Annotated in this window: 20 protein-coding genes; 11 read left to right on the forward strand and 9 right to left on the reverse strand. The window is 70.5% G+C overall.

What is annotated here, in order from left to right; translation table 11 throughout:
* Window positions 1-169: 169 nt before the first annotated feature.
* The 3 genes from pdxY to MFF21_RS15535 are packed head-to-tail and all read left to right on the forward strand — an operon-like array spanning window position 170 to window position 2716.
* Entirely contained in the window at window positions 170-1021 is an 852-nt protein-coding gene (pdxY, locus tag MFF21_RS15525) for a pyridoxal kinase PdxY (RefSeq protein ID WP_238312124.1), read from the forward strand.
* Window positions 1022-1050: 29 nt separating this feature from the next.
* On the forward strand, window positions 1051-1983 hold the full coding sequence (locus MFF21_RS15530) for a PhzF family phenazine biosynthesis protein (RefSeq protein WP_238312127.1): 933 nt from the start codon (window positions 1051-1053) through the stop codon (window positions 1981-1983).
* A complete protein-coding gene (locus tag MFF21_RS15535) occupies window positions 1976-2716 on the forward strand; it encodes an NUDIX hydrolase (RefSeq protein WP_238312129.1) in 741 nt (246 codons plus the stop codon). Before MFF21_RS15530 ends, MFF21_RS15535 begins: the two co-directional genes overlap by 8 nt.
* 12 nt (window positions 2717-2728) lie before the next feature.
* Here the strand turns inward: MFF21_RS15535 and MFF21_RS15540 are convergent, their stop codons facing one another.
* Window positions 2729-3226, reverse strand: a complete 498-nt coding sequence (locus MFF21_RS15540) for a Fur family transcriptional regulator (RefSeq protein WP_238312130.1) — start codon at window positions 3224-3226, stop codon at window positions 2729-2731.
* 157 nt (window positions 3227-3383) lie between these two features.
* Here MFF21_RS15540 and MFF21_RS23990 point away from each other — a divergent pair, with 157 nt between their 5' ends.
* The 3 genes from MFF21_RS23990 to MFF21_RS15550 are packed head-to-tail and all read left to right on the forward strand — an operon-like array spanning window position 3384 to window position 5238.
* Window positions 3384-3515, forward strand: coding sequence for a hypothetical protein (locus MFF21_RS23990; RefSeq protein ID WP_276518028.1), 132 nt, complete (start codon window positions 3384-3386; stop codon window positions 3513-3515).
* The gene (locus MFF21_RS15545) at window positions 3512-4360 is read left to right on the forward strand and encodes a metal ABC transporter ATP-binding protein (protein WP_238312131.1); all 849 of its coding nucleotides are present in this window, start codon (window positions 3512-3514) and stop codon (window positions 4358-4360) included. The genes MFF21_RS23990 and MFF21_RS15545 overlap by 4 nt, the downstream gene beginning before the upstream one ends.
* A 47-nt stretch (window positions 4361-4407) precedes the next feature.
* On the forward strand, window positions 4408-5238 hold the full coding sequence (locus tag MFF21_RS15550) for a metal ABC transporter permease (RefSeq protein ID WP_238312343.1): 831 nt from the start codon (window positions 4408-4410) through the stop codon (window positions 5236-5238).
* Between the two features lie 7 nt (window positions 5239-5245).
* Here MFF21_RS15550 and MFF21_RS15555 read toward each other — a convergent pair whose 3' ends face one another.
* Both MFF21_RS15555 and MFF21_RS15560 read right to left on the reverse strand, forming a co-directional pair.
* A complete protein-coding gene (locus MFF21_RS15555; RefSeq protein WP_238312133.1) occupies window positions 5246-5617 on the reverse strand; it encodes a tRNA-binding protein in 372 nt (123 codons plus the stop codon).
* Between the two features lie 33 nt (window positions 5618-5650).
* A complete protein-coding gene (locus MFF21_RS15560; protein WP_238312135.1) occupies window positions 5651-6256 on the reverse strand; it encodes an exopolysaccharide biosynthesis protein in 606 nt (201 codons plus the stop codon).
* Window positions 6257-6642: 386 nt separating this feature from the next.
* On the opposite strand from MFF21_RS15560, the gene bcsS reads away from it, so the two are divergent.
* Entirely contained in the window at window positions 6643-7338 is a 696-nt protein-coding gene (gene bcsS / locus MFF21_RS15565) for a cellulose biosynthesis protein BcsS (RefSeq protein WP_238312137.1), read from the forward strand.
* Between the two features lie 9 nt (window positions 7339-7347).
* Here bcsS and MFF21_RS15570 read toward each other — a convergent pair whose 3' ends face one another.
* On the reverse strand, window positions 7348-8877 hold the full coding sequence (locus tag MFF21_RS15570) for a cryptochrome/photolyase family protein (RefSeq protein ID WP_238312138.1): 1530 nt from the start codon (window positions 8875-8877) through the stop codon (window positions 7348-7350).
* A gap of 182 nt (window positions 8878-9059) precedes the next feature.
* Between MFF21_RS15570 and MFF21_RS15575 the strand changes: the two genes are divergently transcribed.
* Both MFF21_RS15575 and MFF21_RS15580 read left to right on the forward strand, forming a co-directional pair.
* Complete coding sequence (locus MFF21_RS15575; RefSeq protein ID WP_238312139.1) at window positions 9060-9923, forward strand: formyltransferase family protein; 864 nt, start codon at window positions 9060-9062, stop codon at window positions 9921-9923.
* Between the two features lie 12 nt (window positions 9924-9935).
* A complete protein-coding gene (locus tag MFF21_RS15580; protein WP_238312344.1) occupies window positions 9936-10091 on the forward strand; it encodes a DUF2256 domain-containing protein in 156 nt (51 codons plus the stop codon).
* Between the two features lie 3 nt (window positions 10092-10094).
* On the opposite strand, the gene MFF21_RS15585 is transcribed toward MFF21_RS15580, so the two are convergent.
* Genes MFF21_RS15585 through MFF21_RS15600 form a run of 4 tightly spaced genes read right to left on the reverse strand, consistent with a single transcriptional unit; the run spans window position 10095 to window position 12734 of the window.
* Window positions 10095-10694: a nucleotidyltransferase family protein gene (locus MFF21_RS15585; RefSeq protein ID WP_238312141.1), complete on the reverse strand. Its 600-nt coding sequence runs from the start codon at window positions 10692-10694 to the stop codon at window positions 10095-10097.
* Window positions 10691-11710, reverse strand: a complete 1020-nt coding sequence (locus MFF21_RS15590; protein WP_238312143.1) for a molybdopterin-binding protein — start codon at window positions 11708-11710, stop codon at window positions 10691-10693. Before MFF21_RS15590 ends, MFF21_RS15585 begins: the two co-directional genes overlap by 4 nt.
* Window positions 11707-12405, reverse strand: coding sequence for an XdhC family protein (locus MFF21_RS15595; protein ID WP_238312145.1), 699 nt, complete (start codon window positions 12403-12405; stop codon window positions 11707-11709). The genes MFF21_RS15590 and MFF21_RS15595 overlap by 4 nt, the downstream gene beginning before the upstream one ends.
* A gap of 5 nt (window positions 12406-12410) precedes the next feature.
* The gene (locus tag MFF21_RS15600) at window positions 12411-12734 is read right to left on the reverse strand and encodes an XdhC family protein (RefSeq protein ID WP_238312147.1); all 324 of its coding nucleotides are present in this window, start codon (window positions 12732-12734) and stop codon (window positions 12411-12413) included.
* 187 nt (window positions 12735-12921) lie between these two features.
* Between MFF21_RS15600 and MFF21_RS15605 the strand changes: the two genes are divergently transcribed.
* Both MFF21_RS15605 and infA read left to right on the forward strand, forming a co-directional pair.
* Window positions 12922-14049 (forward strand): branched-chain amino acid ABC transporter substrate-binding protein, encoded by a 1128-nt coding sequence (locus tag MFF21_RS15605; RefSeq protein WP_238312148.1) that lies wholly within the window; start codon window positions 12922-12924, stop codon window positions 14047-14049.
* Between the two features lie 247 nt (window positions 14050-14296).
* A complete protein-coding gene (gene infA / locus MFF21_RS15610) occupies window positions 14297-14575 on the forward strand; it encodes a translation initiation factor IF-1 (protein WP_238312149.1) in 279 nt (92 codons plus the stop codon).
* 51 nt (window positions 14576-14626) lie between these two features.
* On the opposite strand, the gene parC is transcribed toward infA, so the two are convergent.
* Window positions 14627-16873: a DNA topoisomerase IV subunit A gene (parC, locus tag MFF21_RS15615; RefSeq protein WP_238312151.1), complete on the reverse strand. Its 2247-nt coding sequence runs from the start codon at window positions 16871-16873 to the stop codon at window positions 14627-14629.
* Window positions 16874-16907: the final 34 nt, after the last annotated feature.

The raw sequence follows: 16907 nt of genomic DNA on the forward strand, positions 1-16907 counted from the left end.
GGCCGAGCCACGTTCGATCGGACGCGGCCCAGCCTCGGCCGCGCCGGCCGCCCGAGGCCCGGTCGCCGTGACAGCCGCTGGGATCATGGCCGCCCCGGCCCATTGTCGGGTGCGCCCGCGTCCGGTTCCGGCTAACACGGCCTCCCCTGCCTGACTTCCAGAGGGCGCGATGAACGTCCTGTCGATCCAGTCCCACGTTGCCTACGGCCATGTCGGCAACGCCTCCGCCGTGTTCCCGATGCAGCGGCTCGGGGTCGAGGTCTGGCCGGTGCATACGGTGCAGTTCTCCAACCACACCGGATACGGCGCCTGGCGCGGGCGGGTCTTCGACGGGCCGGCGGTCGAGGAAGTGGTGCAGGGCATCGCCGAACGGGGCATGCTCGCCGCCTGCGACGCCGTCCTGTCCGGCTATATGGGCTCGGCCGAGATCGGCACGGCGATCCTGCGGGCGGTGGCGGCGGTGCGGCAGGCCAACCCGGGGGCACTCTATTGCTGCGATCCCGTCATCGGGGACACCTATGCCGGGATCTACGTGCGTCCGGGCGTCGCCGAGTTCATGCGCGACCATACCGTGCCCGCCGCCGACATCGTCACGCCCAACCAGTTCGAGCTCGATCTTCTCACCGGCCTTCCCACGGGAACGCTCGAGGGGGCCAAGGCCGCCGCCGCGGCCCTGCAGGCTCTCGGGCCGCGGGTGGTGCTCGTCACCTCCCTGACGACCGAGGAGACGCCCGCCGACGCCATCGACATGATGGCCGGCGAAGGCGGCGGGTTCTGGCGGGTGCGCACGCCGCGGCTCGATCTCAAGGCCGTCAGCGGGGCGGGCGATGCGGTCGCCGCGCTCTATCTCGTGCATTACGCTCGCACCGGATCCGCGGCCCTGGCGCTCGGCATGGCCGCCGCCTCCATCCACGGGCTGCTGCGGTGCACGGCGGAGGCCGGCGCGAGCGAGCTGCTGACGGTGGCCGCACAGGACGAGTTCGTAGCGCCGAGCGCGACCTTCCCCGTTGAGGCGGTCTGACCGCCCGGCGCCATCACGAGGACGACACCATGGCTGAGCCGACGGCCGGACGCCGCTTCGCCACCCTGGACGTGTTCACGCAGAATCCCCTCGCCGGCAATCCGCTGGCGGTGGTGCTGGATGCCGGGGGGCTCGACACGGACGCGATGCAGGCCATCGCCGGCGAGTTCAACCTCTCCGAGACGGTGTTCGTGCTGCCGCCCGAGGATCACCGCCACCGGGCGGCCCTACGCATCTTCACGCCCGCCCGCGAATTGCCCTTCGCCGGCCATCCGACCATCGGCACCGCCGTTCTGCTCGCCCTGCACGACAGGGCGGCAGACGGGCGGCCGGATGCGGGGATGTTCGGGCTCGAGGAGGCGGCGGGGATCGTGCCCTGCGTGGTCGAGGCGGAGCCCGCCGCCCGCCGCGGCCAGGCCCGGTTCAAGGCGCCCATCCTCCCCGCCTGGCTCGGCGAGGCCGCGGAGGCGGCAGCCTATGCGGAGGCCCTGGGGCTCGCCCCGAGCGAGATCGGCTTCGGCCGCCACGCGCCCAGCCGCCACGAGGGCGGCGGCCCGCGCTTCACCGCGATTCCCGTCGCCTCCATCGAAGCCCTGACCCGGGCCCGTCTCGACGCCGCCGCGCTGACCCGGCTTACCCCCGAGAGCGCGCAGGACGGCCTCTATCTCTACGCCCTCGATCCCGAGGGCTTGGGGCGGAGCTATCAGGCGCGCATGTTCGCCCCCCATCTCGGCATCGCCGAAGACCCGGCCACCGGCTCGGCGGCGGTGGCCTTCGCCGGGGTGCTGATGCAGTTCGAGCCCCTGGGCGAGGGCACGCACGACGTGGCCATCCGCCAGGGCGTGGCCATGGGCCGGCCTAGCGCGATCGCGCTTCAACTCGTGGTGGCGGAGGGCGCCCTGCGCTCCGTCGAGATCGGCGGAGCGGCGGTGGTGGTGAGCGAGGGCAGGCTCCTTGTCTGAGCCGGAAGCGCCGGTCTTCACCCGGACGTCCCTTATTACGCTCTCGGCCCGGCTCGTGCCCCATCGCTGGGCCTGGGCGGAGGCGAATGCCGCGATGATCGCCGCCAACTGGGAACGCCGCCGCGCGGCGACGCCGGGTTTGTTCGACGGGATCGTGCTGCTGGCCTCCGGCTGCACAATCTCGGGCGGCCATTGCCAAGTGGACTTCTTCGAGGCGCGCTATTCGCGCTTCATCGCGTTCCGCGACGCCGGTTCGCCGGATCCGGCCGTCGCCAACGCCTTTGCCGCGATCGTGCCCCGGACCGCGGATGGCGCGGTGCTGCTCGGCCAGATGGCGCCCGGCACCGCCAATGCCGGCCAGGTCTATTTCCCCTGCGGCACCCCCGATGCGGGCGATGTCCGGGACGGCGGCGTCGTGGATCTCGCCGGCAGCGCGGAACGGGAGTTTCGCGAGGAGACCGGCCTCACCCTGCCCGCTTCGGCCGCGCAGGCGCCGTGGACGCTGCTGCAAGGCGACGGCCAATTCGCCTTCCTGCGCCCGGTGCGCTTCGAAGCGCGGGCCGACGCCCTCAAGGCCCGCATCGCGCAGCACCATGCGGGCGAGGCCGAACCGGAACTGTCCCGGATGATCTGCGTGCGGAGACCGGACGATATCGATCATGCCCGCATGCCGCCCTTCGTACGGGCCTATCTCGACGGCCTGTTCGCGGCGCGCGACCTCGCGGCCGGCTGAGCCGGTTCGGCCCTAGCCTTCGCCCCGTTCGCGGCAATTGCCGCATTGCCCCTCGACTTCCAGGATCCGGCTGACCGGGGTGAAGCCGACCTGGGCCAGGGTGCGGTCGAGGGCGTTCTCGACGTTGGGTGCGGTCATCTCGTCGATGCCGCCGCAGGTCCGGCAGATCAGGAAGACCAACCCGGCCTTGTCGCCGTGCTCGTGCCCGCAGGACACGAAGGCGTTGCGGCTGGCGATGCGGTGGACGAGGCCCTGCTCGGTGAGGAAATCCAGCGCGCGGTAGACCGAGACGGCGGCGACACGGCGCCCCTCCCCGCTCAGGCGTTCGGCGATGTCGTAGGCCCCGAGTGGCCTGCCCTCCTTCGCCACCGCTTCCAGCACGTCGCGGCGCAGGCGCGTGAACTGGAGATCCCGCTCGCGGCAGAGGCGCTCGGCGCGCGCCAAGATCTCCCCCGGCCCATGCTCCGCCTCGCAGCAGCCGGCTTCCTCGCCGTGCGCGTGGTGGTGCATCCTCCGCTCCTCGCTGGCGGCCCGATTGAGTTCGGCGCCTGTTACAGTGTATCAGCCGCAGGATCATACGCGCGCACCCGGACCCCGGCAATCCGAAGGTCCCCACGCCCGCCTGTCACGCGGCGCGACCCGAGGTCGGCCGCGCCCTGGAGACCGCATGTCCCGCCCGCCCGGCCTCGCCCGCATGCCACGCCGGTCCCTGTTCCGTTCGAGCGCCTTCACGCGTCTGATCGCCGCCTTCGTGCTCTCCGGCCTGCTCTGGGCCGCGATCCTGTGGGCGCTGGCGTGACGACCGCGGAGACCGCCGCGATCCGCTTCCGCGGCCTGACCCTGGGCTACGACCGCCACCCGGCCGTGCACCATCTCCAGGGATCGGTGCCACGGGGCGACCTGCTCGCGCTGATCGGCCCGAACGGGGCGGGCAAGTCGACCCTGCTGAAGGGCATTGCGGGGGAGTTGCGGGCGCTCGACGGCGCCATCGAGCGGCCCCGGGGGGAGGTCGTCGCCTATCTGCCCCAGGCGGCCGAGATCGACAGTTCCTTCCCCTTGAGCGTGCTCGATCTCGTCTCGATGGGCCTGTGGCGCCTGCACGGCGCCTGGCGCAGCCTGTCGGGCGAGCGCAGCCGGCTCGTCGGCGCCCTGGGGACGGTGGGCCTGTCCGGCTTCGAGGACAGGCCGATCGGAACCCTCTCCGGCGGCCAGTTCCGGCGCGCCCTGTTCGCGCGGCTGATCCTGCAGGATGCCTCGCTGATCCTGCTCGACGAGCCCTTTACCGGCATCGATGCCCGCACCACCGCCGATCTGCTGGCGCTGATCCGGGGCTGGCACCGGGAGGGGCGCACCGTCGTCGCGGCCCTGCACGATTTCGCGCAGGTGCGGACGCATTTCCCCACGACCCTGCTCATCGCCCGCGCGCCCATCGCCTGGGGGCCGACCGCGACGGTGCTGACCGAGGAGAATCTCGCCCGCGCCCGCCATCTCTCGGAGGCCTGGGACGAGAACGCCGCGATCTGCCGCCACGACGACGCGGTGGCCGACCCGTCGGATCATGGCCACGACGGCCACGATCATCACGATCACAGCCATCACGGGCACGACCACGCTCGTCCCGTCCGTCACGAGGCTGCCGAGTGAGCGCCGTTCTCGATTATCTCGTCGGCCCCTTCGCCGAGTTCGGCTTCATGCGCCGGGCGCTGGTGGGCTGCTTCGCCCTGTCCCTGTCGACACCGCCCCTCGGCGTGTTCCTGATGCTGCGCCGGATGAGCCTGATGAGCGAGGCGATGAGCCACGCGATCCTGCCCGGCGCCGCGGCCGGCTTCCTGGTGGCCGGCCTGTCCCTGCCGGCGATGACGCTGGGCGGCCTCGTCGCCGGCCTCGCGGTGGCCCTGCTCGCGGGCCTCGTCACCCGCTCCACCCTGCTCAAGGAGGATGCGAGCCTCGCCGCCTTCTACCTGATCTCCCTGGCGGGCGGCGTCTTCCTCGTCTCGCTGAGGGGCTCGCAGGTCGATCTTCTGCACATCCTGTTCGGCTCGGTTCTGGCGCTGGACGACGACGCGCTCGTGCTGCTGGGGGGCATCGCCACGGTGACGCTGATGGGGCTCGCGGCCCTGTACCGCCCCCTCGTCATGGAATGCGTCGACCCGCTCTTCCTGCGCACGGTGAGCCGCGCCGGGGGGCCGGTGCATTACGCCTTCCTCGGCCTCGTGGTGATGAACCTCGTCGCCGGCTTCCAGGCGCTCGGCACCCTGCTCGCGGTCGGGCTGATGCTGCTGCCGGCCATCACCGCGCGCTTCTGGGCGCAGGACCTGTCCGGGCTGATCCCGGTCTCGATGCTGGTCGCGATGCTCGCCAGCCTGATCGGGCTGATCGGCTCCTACCATGCGGAGATCCGCCTGCCGACGGGGCCGGCGATCGTGCTCGCCGCGGGCGGGCTCTACATCCTGTCGATGCTGTTCGGCCCCCGCGGCGGCCTGATCCACCGCCTGGTGCGGCGCCGCCACCTGGAGGCGTGACGCCTGTTCAGAACAGCCGGCTGCCGTTCGGCACCGGCTGATCCGGGGCGAACAGGACCACGGCGCCCTGCGCGTCTGCGAAGCCGAGGGTCAGCACCTCGGACAGGACCTTGCCGATCTGTCGCGGGGGAAAGTTCACCACCGCCGCCACCTGCCGGCCGACCAGCGTCTCGGGCGTATAATGCTCGGTGATCTGCGCGCTCGATCGCCGGGTGCCGAGGGTCGGGCCGAAATCGATCGTGAGCTTGAGCGCCGGCTTGCGCGCCTCGGGAAAGGCCTCAGCCGCCACCACCGTCCCGACGCGGATGTCGACGGCCAGGAAGGCGTCGAAGGCGATCCGCGGCGCTGCGGGCGCGTCGAGGGCATGAGTCGCGTGCATCCGGCTTCCTCCGGCCCGGTCAGCCGGCGCCGTTCAGTGGATCAGCGCGGCGAGCCCCGGCACGAAGCCCGAGAGCCACGTCAGCGCGCTCATGACGCTGGCGAACAGCGTGTAGACGAAGCCGACGGAGATGCCGACACCGACCGCGCCGATGGCGAGGCCGCCCATGACCACGAAGCCGTCGCGCTCCACCAGCCCGAGGCCGATCAGCGAGACCGCGAGCCCGAGGGGGATCTGCCCGAAGAAGGGCGGCGCCACGATCAGCGCCAGGGCCAGCGCCAGCAGCAGCACGCCCATGCCGCGCATGCCGACCGCGCTGTCGAACAGGCTGAGGCGCGGGCGCGACCAGCGCTCCAGGCGGCGCAGGATCGGCACGGCGCGGGTCACCGCCCGCTCGACATTCTCCCGGGCGATCGACTGGCCCAGGATGCTGCGCGGCAGCCAGGGCGCCGACATGCCGGCCACGATCTGAACTGCGATCATCAACAGCAGCAGGCCGCAGACCAGCGGGATCGGCGGCGGCATCGGCAGGCAATTGGGCAGGCCGAGCAGCACCACGAGCAGCGCGAAGGCGCGATCGCGGAGCACGGCGATGATGTCGCCGACGGTCAGGCGGTCGCTCTCCTGGCTCGCGAGCACAGTGAGGACGTCGGAAGTGCGCGCGCCGGAGGACAAAAGGCGGATGCCGTCTCTTTTCTCGTTCGGCGGCGGCTCTAGCCGATGCCGCCGCTTCCGCCAAGCGCGCCAACGCACCTGTGACGCAGCGTGAGGCCCGGCGCATCAACGTTTGCCCCCTCGCGATTCGACAGCGCTGAAGTTCAGGTCGGCGCCAAGATCGGATCTGAGGTCTCCCGATCTATGGATATGCACAGGGCGAACTGAGTAATCGTGGACATGTTTGCTGAAATACTGATAGCATTCGTCGAATTTAATTCGTTAGTTTAAACCATCGCAGGTTGCATATAGTGCTTTAGCGCGACGGCAGACGGATGCCCGATTTGGCAAAAAATCTTTTTCCGAGGATTTTGCCCGTCATCCACACGCTCTGCCTGATGATGCCGCCGGCGATCGTCCGTGCGGAACAGGATCCCGTCCACACGATCCTGTTCGGAAGCCTCGATGCGGGACGATCCTCTTTCACGAGCGCCGGGGCCAAGGTCGGGCTCGCGGGCCATGATCGCGAGGGAATCGCCGTCCTCGTCAGCCTGGGCGGCGGGGTGCGCCGCGAGCGTGGCTCGGGCCCGGCCTCCCCGGTTTTCCTGCGCGCGACGATGCTCGGCTCTGCCCTGGCCGGTTATCAGATGGTGCGCCCCTGGGGCGTCGCCGCCTTGTTTGCCGGCCCCGAGGCCACGGCGGAGGCGCTCGCCGGAATCGACGCGTTCCAGATGCTCAAGCCGCGTGTCGGCTTGCGCCTGCACGGCGAAGTCTGGGCGCGGCCCAGCGACGACACCCTGGTGACGCTGACGCTGATCCTCGGCTCGGCCCGCTCCGATGCCTATGGCCGGGCCTCGTTCGGATACCGGATCTGGGGCGCCTATCTCGGGCCGGAAGCCGCCCTCTATGCCGACCGAACCGGCTACCTCAAATGGAGCGTCGGCGTTCACGCCACGGACTTCGCCCTCGGCGCCGTCAGCTTCCGCGTTTCGGCCGGACTCCAGGGCGAGACCGGCGAGGACGATCCCTGCGGTTATCTCACGCTAGCCGCCTGGACGCCGCTCTGACCGGCGCCGTCACGTCTCCAGCGCGTCGAGGAAGCGCGCCGCATCGGCCACGATCGCGGCCCGCCGCTCCTCGCCCATGGCGCGCAAAGTCCGGTACGGCATCGCCATGCGCGGATTGCTACACAATCTCTGTTCGTGCGTGATAAGAAAATTCCAGTACAGATAATTAAATGGGCAGGCCTCCGAGCCTGTCTTCGCTTTCACGTCGTACCGGCATTCCGCTCCGCAATAATCGGACATCCGGTCGATATAGGCCCCCGAAGCCGCGTAGGGCTTGGAGCCGAGCAGGCCGCCATCGGCCCAGAGCACCATCCCGTGCACGTTAGGCAGCTCGACCCATTCATAGGCGTCGGCGTAGACGACGAGGTACCATTCCTCGACCTGGGCCGGTTCGATCCCCGCGAGCAGCGCGAAATTGCCCAGAACCATCAGCCGCTGGATGTGGTGGGCATAGGCATGGTCCCGGGTCTGGGCGATGCATTGCCGGAGGCAGTTCATCCCCGTCTCGCCCGACCAGTAGAACCAGGGCAGGTCACGCCGGGCCGCGAGCGCGTTGCTCTCGGCATAGACCGGCATCTGCGCCCAGTAGAGGCCCCGCACATATTCCCGCCAGCCCAGGATCTGGCGAATGAAGCCCTCCGCCGCATTGAGGGGGATGCCGCCCTCGCGATAGGCGCGCTCGGCCGCCCGGCAGATCTCCTCCGCCGTGAGCAGCCCCGCGTTCAAGGCCGGGGCGATCAGCGCGTGGTAGAGGAAGGGCGCATCCGCCTTCATCGCGTCCTGGTAGTCGCCGAAACGCGGCAGGCCCTCGCGGAGGAAATGCGCGAGGCTCCTCAGCGCCTCGGCACGGGTCACCGGCCAGGCGAAGGCGTCGAGGCTGCCGAAATGATCGCCGAATTCCCGCGCGACCAGCGCCATGGCCTCGCGGGTGATCGCGTCGGGTGGAAAGCCGATCCGCTCCGGCGGGACATGGCCCCTGGGCAGCCGCTTGCGGTTCTCGGCGTCGAAGTTCCACTGGCCGCCTTCGGGCCCTTCTTCCGTCATCAGGATCCCGGTCCGCTTGCGCATGAAGCGGTAGAAGGTCTCCATCCGCAGCGCGGTGCGGTCGCCGGCCCAGGCCTCGAAGGTCTCCCGCGAGCACAGGAAGCGGTTGTCCGCCCGGATCTCGACCGGGACGGACAGCTCCTCGCGCCAGGCCTGCATCATCTCCCAGACACGCCACTCCCCCGGCTCCGTGACGACGACGCGCTCCGGATCGTGCCGGGCAATCGCCCGCTCCAGCTCCTCCGTGAAGGACCCGGTATTGCCCTCCGCATCGAGCCGCACGTAGTCGACCCTGACGCCTTCGGCTTCCAGCTCCGCCGCGAAATGGCGCATGGCCGAGAACAGGAAGGCGATCTTCTGCTTGTGGTGGCGGACATAGGTCGCCTCGGCGCGGACCTCGACGAGAAGGACCACATCCGCCTCGGAATCGAGATCGGTAAGCGAGGCGACCCGGCGATGCAGCTGGTCGCCGAGGATGAACCGCAGCACGCCCATGGCCGCTCAGGCCCTGCCGCTCGAGAGACCGACGCGCTGCATGGGGATCCCCCGTTCCACGGCCTTCCCGTACCGCCCAAATCGACTAGCTATCGCTCCGATGCGGGCCTGGGATCCGGCAGCCGCGCGTCATGCCCTGCGCCGAAGGTCGCAGGGCCGCTCACGGATGGTCTGGACGGCCCATGAAATTCGCCTTCGCCGGCATCGATTTCCTCGGCAGCGTGTTCGACGGGCTGGTCGAGGCGGGCTGGAGCCCGCTCAAGCTGTTCACCCGCCCCTGCGACGGGATCTACGACCACAACGACGTCATCGTGGCGCAGGCGCGCCGGCACCGCATCCCGATCCAGCTCTCGCGGGTGCTGCCCGCCGATCTCGACGCCCTCAACCGGGAGCACGGCCGGGACTGGGCGCTGGTGGTGGCGGGTTATCCCTGGCTGGTGAGGGGCTGGCACGGCAAGGCCCGCTTCGCCCTCAACTTCCATCCCTCGCCCTTGCCCATCGGGCGCGGCCCCTACCCGCTCTTCCGCGCCGTGCTCGATTCCTACGAGAGCTGGGGCGTTACCGCCCACACGCTCTCGGAGAATTTCGACACCGGCGACATCCTGGCCCAGGACATCTTCCCCGTCTCGCCGCTGGAGAGCCACGAGACGCTGCTCGCCAAATGCCGGATGGCCGGGCGCCGCCTCGCCGTGGGGCCGATCGCCAGGAGCCTGCCGGATCTCTGGCGCCGGGCCGAGCCGCAGGGCGACGGCTCCTACTGGCCGCGGGTGAACGATGCCGACCGCACGCTCGACTTCCGCAAGGAGGTGGCGGAGGTGCTGCGCAAGGTGCGCGCCTTCGGCACGATCGAGACCATCGCGCGGCTCGGCGAGTCCCGCGTCTACGTTGCCGCCGCCGAGGGCTGGACCGAGGCGCACCGGCTGATCCCGGGCTCGGTGGTGCACCGGCATCGCCGCCACGTCGTCGTCGCGGCGCAGGACGGCTTCGTCCAGCTCACCCGCTGGAGCCCGGTGCCCCTGGCCGAGGCCGGCCAGATCGGGCGCTGAGAGGAGGCGGCCCTGCCCCCGATGCGCCGCAAGGGCGACCTCCCGCAGAAGATCTGCGCCACCTGCGGCCGGCCCTTCGCGTGGCGCAAGAAGTGGGAGCGGGTCTGGGAGGAGGTGCGCTACTGCTCCGAGCGCTGCCGCAACGCGGCACGCCGCGAGAAGACGTGACGGCTACCCGCGCGGCAGGGCCTCCGGCGTGTCGACGTCGAAGGCGACGGCCTCGTCCGTGGCGATCTCCAGCACGTCGTCCCGCGCCGCCAGGATCGCCCCTGCGCCGCGATCCCCCTGCAGAGCCGCGAGATCGCCTCCCAGGCGGTCGAGATCGAGCAGGACCGGGTTGCCGCGCCGGCCGCCGCTCACCGGCACGACCGCGCAGGTGCAGCCTTGGGCGAGCCGGTAGGCCGCGATCAACGCGTCGAGATGAGTGGCGGTGATGCGAGGCATGTCGCCGAGCATCACGATCGCGGCCCGGGTGTCCGGCGGCAGGGCGGCGAGACCCGCGCGCAGCGACCCGGACAGGCCCTCGGCATAGGCCGGATTGAGCACGCGATGCAGGTCGAGGCCGTCGAGGCTCACGCCGACGGCTTCCTCATGGGCGCCGAGCACCGCGATCACGGGCCGGGCGCGGGAGGCGAGCGCGGCCTCCGCGGCGTGGCGCACCAGCGGCTTGCCATCAAGCCGGGCCAGGAGCTTCGGCGCGGCGCCGAATCGTGTGCCCCGGCCGGCAGCGAGCAGGACGAGGCCGACCGGTACGTTCCGGTCCCCCCTCATGCCTCCTCCCCGGCGCTCGCGCCGCCCTCGCGCGGCTGAGGCCGCGAGACGATCTCCATGAGCAGCCCGCCGACGCCGAGGCGAACGATGTCCGCCCGGGTCACCGGCAGGTCGGCGAGCAGGCGGTGAAGGATCCAGTCGAAACCGTTCTCGACGGGCGAGCGGGCACAGCCCGGCGCGCCGATCACCGGCATTTCGCGTAGGGCGCCGAGCAGCAGGAGATTGCCCGGATCGACCGGCATGCCGAAATGCGCGACCTGCCCGCCGGCGGCCTCGATCCCGGCAGGGATCACGTCGCGCCGGTCGGCGATGGCCGAGGCGCCGAACACCACCACGAGATCGGCCGCGCCCACCGCCTGACCGAGGGCCTCGGCGACGGCCCGGGCCTCGTGGGGCACCCGGCTCTCCACGACGATCTCCGCCCCTGCCGGTGCCAGCCGATCGGCCAGCACGCGCAGGGTCTTGTCGATGGTCGCGGGCTTCAGCCCGGAGAGAAGGGTCGAGATCACGGCGACCCGCCGCCGACGGTAGGGCGCGATCCGCAGAGGCGGCGCGGGCACCTGGGTAGCGGCACGGCCGAGGGCAGCGCCGGCCACGGCATAGGGAATGATCTTGACCGTCGCGACCATCTCGCCGGCCACCACCGGCTTGAAGGGGGGAAGCGTCGCGGCGGTGATCGATTCGTCGACGCCGTTCAGCGCGTCGACCGTCTCGGCCTCCACCAGGAGGACGCCCGCATGCGCCGCGAACAGGTTGCAGCGGCCGGTGAAGGGCGGCTCGATCCGCAGGCCGGGCCCCGCGAGGCAGCGGGCGAGGCGTTCGGCCGCCGCATCCTCCCCGACATCGCCGGGTTCGAGGATGGCCACCACCACCTCCGCAAGCCCCGCCCGCTCCAGGGCGGCGGTGTCCTCGGGGGTGATGGTCTGACCCTTGCGCACGGCGAAGCCGTTGCCGCGGACGCCGTGCGCCGCGATCAGCCCGGCGCTCTCGCGGACCGGGATGGGACCGAACTTCATGACGTCGCCTTGATCCGGTCCTTGCGCAGGGTCGCGACGATCTGGGCCAGGATGGAGACGGCGATCTCGGCGGGCGAGACGGCACCGAGATCGAGGCCGATCGGCGCGTGGATGCGGGCGATCTGGGCCTCCGAGAACCCCGCCTGGGTCAGGCGCTCGACGCGGCGGCCATGGGTCTTCCGCGAGCCGAGGGCGCCCACATAGAAGCATTCCGCGGTGAGCGCCGCCGTTAGGGCCGGATCGTCGATCTTGGGATCGTGGGTCAGTGCCGCCACGGCCGTGTAGCGGTCGAGCGGCCCGAGAGCTTCCCAAGCCACATCCGGCCATTCCGCGATCAGCCGCACGCCGGGGAAGCGCTCCGGCGTGGCGAAGGCCGTGCGCGGGTCGATCACGGCCACGTCGAGATCGAGGCTCGCCGCCATCGGGCAGAGCGCCTGGCTGATATGCACCGCTCCGATCACCACCAGGCGGATGGGCGGCACCTGCACCGTCAGGAAAAGCGAGCGGCCCTCCGCCTCGACGAGCCCGCTGCGCCCGCTCTGCAGGCGCTCGCGCAGGGTCTCGGCCAGCGGGTCGGAGGCGAGATCGGCCTCGGTGACGAGGCGCTGGCTGCCCTCGCCCGTATCCGTGACCAGGATGGCGGCCCGGCGGGCGGCCCGCTCGGCGTTGAGGCGCTGGAGAAGATCGAGGCGCATGGCGCTCAGTCGATTCGCTCGACATAGACGCGGATCCGGCCGCCGCAGGACAGGCCTGCCCGCCAGGCGGTCTCGTCGGCCACGCCGAATTCGAGGGTGCGCGGGCGCCCGTCCTCGATCGCCTCCATCGCCTCGGTGATGACCTCGCCCTCGACGCAGCCGCCGGAGACCGATCCGAGGAAGCTGCCCTCTCCGTCGATGACGAGGTGGCTGCCGACCGGGCGCGGCGCCGAGCCCCAGGTCTCGATGACGGTGGCGAGGGCAACCCTGCGCCCCTCGCGCCGCCAGCCCTCGGCCGTGCGCAGGATGTCGTCCTCGGTGGAGAGCATGTCTGAAACTCCCGGGCGCGGATCGAGAACGCCGCGCTCCGTCATCGATCCGAAGTAAGCCTTCGCGCCCGTTTCGCAATGCGGATCCATCCCCCGGGACAGGCAAGCAAACAGGCTCGCGCGACTGTTCGGGGAAGCGGGGCCGGGCTAGGGTCGCGGCGAGGTCTCACGCAAAAGGCGCGCCGCGATGCCGCTCCGGGTGAAGGCGGCTGCCGCCGCGCCGGCCCTGCTCTCCCTGACGCTGCTCACCGTGCCCGCCGCGGCGCAGGTGCGGATCGGGCTCGCGGCACCGCTGACCGGGCCGGATGCGGGCTTCGGGGGCGGGATGCGCGCCGGCGTCGAGCAGGCGGTCGCGGACATCAACCGGGCCGGCGGCATCGTCGGGCAGAAGATCCAGCTCGTCGTGCAGGACGATGCCGGCGATCCGAAACAGGCGGCGGAGGCCGCGCGCCGGCTCGCGGCGGCGGGGGTAAGGCTCGTCGTCGGGCCGCTCGATTCGGGGGCGACCGCTGCCGCCCTGCCGATCTTCGAGGAGGCGGGCCTGCTCGCCGTGACGCCGGGGGCGACTTGGGCGAGCCTCACCGCCCGCGGTGCAGGCCGCCTGTTCCGCCTGGCCGGCAACGACGCGCAGCAGGGTGCGGTGGCCGGCGCCTGGCTCGCCGAGACCTTCCAGGGGCGGCCGGTCGCGATCCTCAACGACAAGACCGGCTTCGGCCGGTCGCTCGCCGAGGACGCAGCCCGAGTCTTGCGCAGCCGCGGCGGCCGCGAGGCCTTGTTCGAGGGCATCAATCGCGGCGACAAGGATTTTCCCGCCCTCATCGGCCGCATGCGGGCGGCGGGGGTGGAGGCGGTGTATTTCGGTGGCCTCGCGCCGGAAGCGGCCATGCTGGTTCGCGCTTTGCGCGAGGCCGGGCTGCAAGCGCCCCTCGTCGCCAGCGACGGGATCCTCGACAAGGATTTCGCCCAGCTCGCAGGGCCCGGTGCCGAGGGCACGCTGATGACGCTGGCGCCCGATCCCCCGCGTCTGCCCGAAACGAAAGGCGCGAAAGGCGCCCGCACGCCCGAGGACGAGATGTTCGCCGCCCCGGCCTATGCCGCGATCGAGGTGATCCGCCAGGGCATCGAGGGCGCCCGCTCGACGGACCCGGCCAAGGTCGCCGCGTTCCTGCATGCCGGCCGGCCGCTGCGCACGGTGGTCGGCGAGGTGGCGTTCGACGGCAAGGGCGATCTCACCCGGTCGCCCTACCGGCTGCATGTCTGGCACCGGACGCCGGACGGCCGCATCGACTACGCCGGGAACGCCGTCCCGCGATAGCGCCGCACCCGTTCGACAGAGAGTCTTGGCAGGAATCCTGGACAATCGACAACTTTCGTTGCCGGGCTCCCGCCAATCAGCTGCCTCTTTCCTTGCGAAAATGCGGTTGCGGCATTAGATGCACGCACACGCTGGCGTCGCTGCGCCTCCGAGTGGATCGGACCCGCACCGCCAAGCGTTTCGCACGACGATCTGTAAAAGGATTTGCCGGGGCTGTGTGCGGGCCGCCCGGCCAAGGACACGGTGCATGGCGAAAGAAGAATTGATGCAGTTCGAAGGGCTCGTCATCGAGATCCTTCCCGATGCGCGCTACCGCGTGCAGCTCGACCAGGGTCACGAGATCGTGGCCTACACGGCGGGCAAGATGAAGAAGAACCGCATCAAGACCTTGGCCGGCGACCGCGTCACCGTCGAGATGTCTCCCTACGATCTCGAGAAGGGCCGCCTCGTGTTCCGCCACAAGGACGAGCGCTCCTCCGGCCCGCGTCCGCCCCAGCGCGGCGGCCAGCAGTTCCGCCGCCGCTGAGCCAGCAGGCGATCTCCTCAAGAAAAAAGCCGGGCACGATGCCCGGCTTTTTCATTTTCCGAACCGCTCGAATTTCGGGAAGCTGCGGGTCATCAGCATGCCCGCCTCGCCCCGGTGCCCCATCCACTTCTCCAGAATGCCGGCATGGGCGAGCCGGCCTTCGGGGGAGCCGTCCCGCCAGGGCAGTCCCTCGGCCAGGGTGAAGACATGGGCGTGGACGAGGCTGCTGCCGCGGCAGCGCTGCAGGCGCACACCCTTGCCGCGGGACAGCTCCTGAAGCTCCGAGACCGGGAAGATCAGCAGCAGCTTGTCGGACGAGCAGACCGCGACGTGGTCGCCCTCGGCGGGGACGAGCACGGTGGCGGTCACGCCCTCGTCGACGCCGAGGATGCCCTTGCCCTTGCGGGTATTGGCCACCACCGCATCCGCGGGGGCGACGAAACCGCGTCCGTCCGAACCCGCGATCAGGAGCTTGCCCTCGGGCTGGTAGGGCAGAGCGGCGACGATCTCGGTACCGTCGTCGAGATCGACCATCAGGCGGATTGGATCGCCGAAGCCGCGGCCCCCGGGCAGCTTCGAGGCTTCCAGGGTGAAGACCTTGCCGTTCGAGGCGAGCACCAGGATCTTCGCCGTGGTCTCGCTGAAGAAAGAGACCTTGAGGGCGTCGTCGCCCTTGAAGGCGACGCCGGACAAATCGGCGACATGGCTCTTGAGAGCGCGGATCCAGCCCTTCTCCGAGACGATCACCGTGATCGGCTCGCGCTCGACCATGGCCTGGGTGAAGTCGATGCCGGCGGTGTCCGGCGGGTTCTCGAGGGTGGTGCGGCGGCGGCCGAGGGCGGTCTCCGGGCCGAAGGTCTTCTTCACCGCGCGGATCTGCTTGGTGATGTCGCTCCATTGCAGCTTCTCGGAGCCGAGCAGCGCCTCGAGGCCCTCCTTCTCCTTGGTCAGCGCGTCGAATTCGCGCTTCAGCTCCATCTCTTCCAGCTTGCGCAAGGAGCGCAGCCGGGTGTCGAGGATGGCGTTGGCCTGAACCTCGCTCAGCGCGAAGCGGGCCATGAGGGCGGGCTTGGGCTCATCCTCCTCGCGGATGATGCGGATCACCTCGTCGAGGTCGAGATAGACGATGAGCAGGCCGCCCAGGATCTCGAGGCGCCGCTCGATCTGGCCGAGGCGGAAGCGCGAGCGCCGCTGCAGCACCACCCGGCGGTGGTCGATCCACTCGCGCAGGGCCTCGACGAGACCGATCACCCGCGGCACGAGCCCGCCGACGAGCACGTTCATGTTGAGCGGGATGCGCGCTTCGAGCTCGGTGAGCCGGAACAACGATTCCATCAGGATGACGGGATCGACCGAGCGGGAGCGCGGCTCCAGCACGATGCGCACGTCCTCCGCGGATTCGTCGCGCACGTCGGCCAGAAGCGGCAGCTTCTTCTCCTGGAGAAGCTCGGCCATCTTCTCGTTGAGCCGGCTCTTCGGCACGCCGTAGGGAATCTCGGTGACGACGATGTTCCAGGTGCCGCGGCCGAGATCCTCCTTGGCCCAGCGGGCGCGCACGCGGAAGGCGCCGCGGCCGGTGCGGTAGGCCTCGGAGATGGTCGCGGCGGAATCGATCAGGATACCGCCGGTGGGAAAGTCCGGCCCCTTCACGAAGGTGAGCAGCTGCTCGGAGGTCGCCTCGCGATTCTGGATCAGGTAGAGCGCCGCGTCGCAGAGCTCGGCCGCGTTGTGCGGCGGGATCGAGGTCGCCATGCCGACCGCGATGCCCTGGCTGCCATTGGCGAGCAGGTTCGGGAAGGCGGCCGGCAGCACGACCGGCTCTTCCTTCTCGCCGTTATAAGAGGGCCGGAAATCGACCGTGTCCTCGTCGATCCCGTCGAGGAGCAGGCGGGCGACCTCGGTCATCCGCGCCTCGGTGTAGCGGTAGGCCGCCGGGCCGTCGCCGTCGATGTTCCCGAAATTGCCCTGGCCGTCCACGAGCGGGTAGCGCTGGGCGAAATCCTGGCTCAGGCGCACGAGGGCGTCGTAGATCGCCTGGTCGCCGTGGGGGTGGAAATCACCCATCACGTCGCCGACGATCTTCGCGCATTTCTTGAAGGTCGCGGTCGGATCGAGGCGCAGCAGGCGCATGCCGTAGAGGATGCGGCGATGCACCGGCTTCAGGCCGTCGCGCGCGTCGGGCAGCGCACGATGCATGATCGTGGAGAGCGCGTAGGCGAGGTAGCGCTCCTCCAGGGCCGATTTCAGCTCGACGCTCTCGATGCCGTCGCCGGTCGGCGGCTCGAAGGCCTCCCCCATCACTCACTCCAGGTCAACGTCTTTGAAAAACGGA

The sequence above is a fragment of the Methylobacterium organophilum genome, from assembly GCF_022179465.1.
GTDB lineage: Bacteria > Pseudomonadota > Alphaproteobacteria > Rhizobiales > Beijerinckiaceae > Methylobacterium > Methylobacterium organophilum.

What these genes read in the sequence shown, in the direction of transcription:
- pdxY (WP_238312124.1), top strand. Translation starts at nt 170, where the DNA reads ATGAACGTCCTGTCGATCCAGTCCCACGTTGCCTACGGCCATGTCGGC.
- MFF21_RS15530 (WP_238312127.1), top strand. Translation starts at nt 1,051, where the DNA reads ATGGCTGAGCCGACGGCCGGACGCCGCTTCGCCACCCTGGACGTGTTC.
- MFF21_RS15540 (WP_238312130.1), bottom strand. Translation starts at nt 3,226, where the DNA reads ATGCACCACCACGCGCACGGCGAGGAAGCCGGCTGCTGCGAGGCGGAG.
- MFF21_RS23990 (WP_276518028.1), top strand. Translation starts at nt 3,384, where the DNA reads ATGTCCCGCCCGCCCGGCCTCGCCCGCATGCCACGCCGGTCCCTGTTC.
- MFF21_RS15550 (WP_238312343.1), top strand. Translation starts at nt 4,408, where the DNA reads ATGCGCCGGGCGCTGGTGGGCTGCTTCGCCCTGTCCCTGTCGACACCG.
- MFF21_RS15555 (WP_238312133.1), bottom strand. Translation starts at nt 5,617, where the DNA reads ATGCACGCGACTCATGCCCTCGACGCGCCCGCAGCGCCGCGGATCGCC.
- MFF21_RS15570 (WP_238312138.1), bottom strand. Translation starts at nt 8,877, where the DNA reads ATGGGCGTGCTGCGGTTCATCCTCGGCGACCAGCTGCATCGCCGGGTC.
- MFF21_RS15575 (WP_238312139.1), top strand. Translation starts at nt 9,060, where the DNA reads ATGAAATTCGCCTTCGCCGGCATCGATTTCCTCGGCAGCGTGTTCGAC.
- MFF21_RS15585 (WP_238312141.1), bottom strand. Translation starts at nt 10,694, where the DNA reads ATGAGGGGGGACCGGAACGTACCGGTCGGCCTCGTCCTGCTCGCTGCC.
- MFF21_RS15590 (WP_238312143.1), bottom strand. Translation starts at nt 11,710, where the DNA reads ATGAAGTTCGGTCCCATCCCGGTCCGCGAGAGCGCCGGGCTGATCGCG.
- MFF21_RS15595 (WP_238312145.1), bottom strand. Translation starts at nt 12,405, where the DNA reads ATGCGCCTCGATCTTCTCCAGCGCCTCAACGCCGAGCGGGCCGCCCGC.
- MFF21_RS15600 (WP_238312147.1), bottom strand. Translation starts at nt 12,734, where the DNA reads ATGCTCTCCACCGAGGACGACATCCTGCGCACGGCCGAGGGCTGGCGG.
- MFF21_RS15605 (WP_238312148.1), top strand. Translation starts at nt 12,922, where the DNA reads ATGCCGCTCCGGGTGAAGGCGGCTGCCGCCGCGCCGGCCCTGCTCTCC.
- infA (WP_238312149.1), top strand. Translation starts at nt 14,297, where the DNA reads ATGGCGAAAGAAGAATTGATGCAGTTCGAAGGGCTCGTCATCGAGATC.
- parC (WP_238312151.1), bottom strand. Translation starts at nt 16,873, where the DNA reads ATGGGGGAGGCCTTCGAGCCGCCGACCGGCGACGGCATCGAGAGCGTC.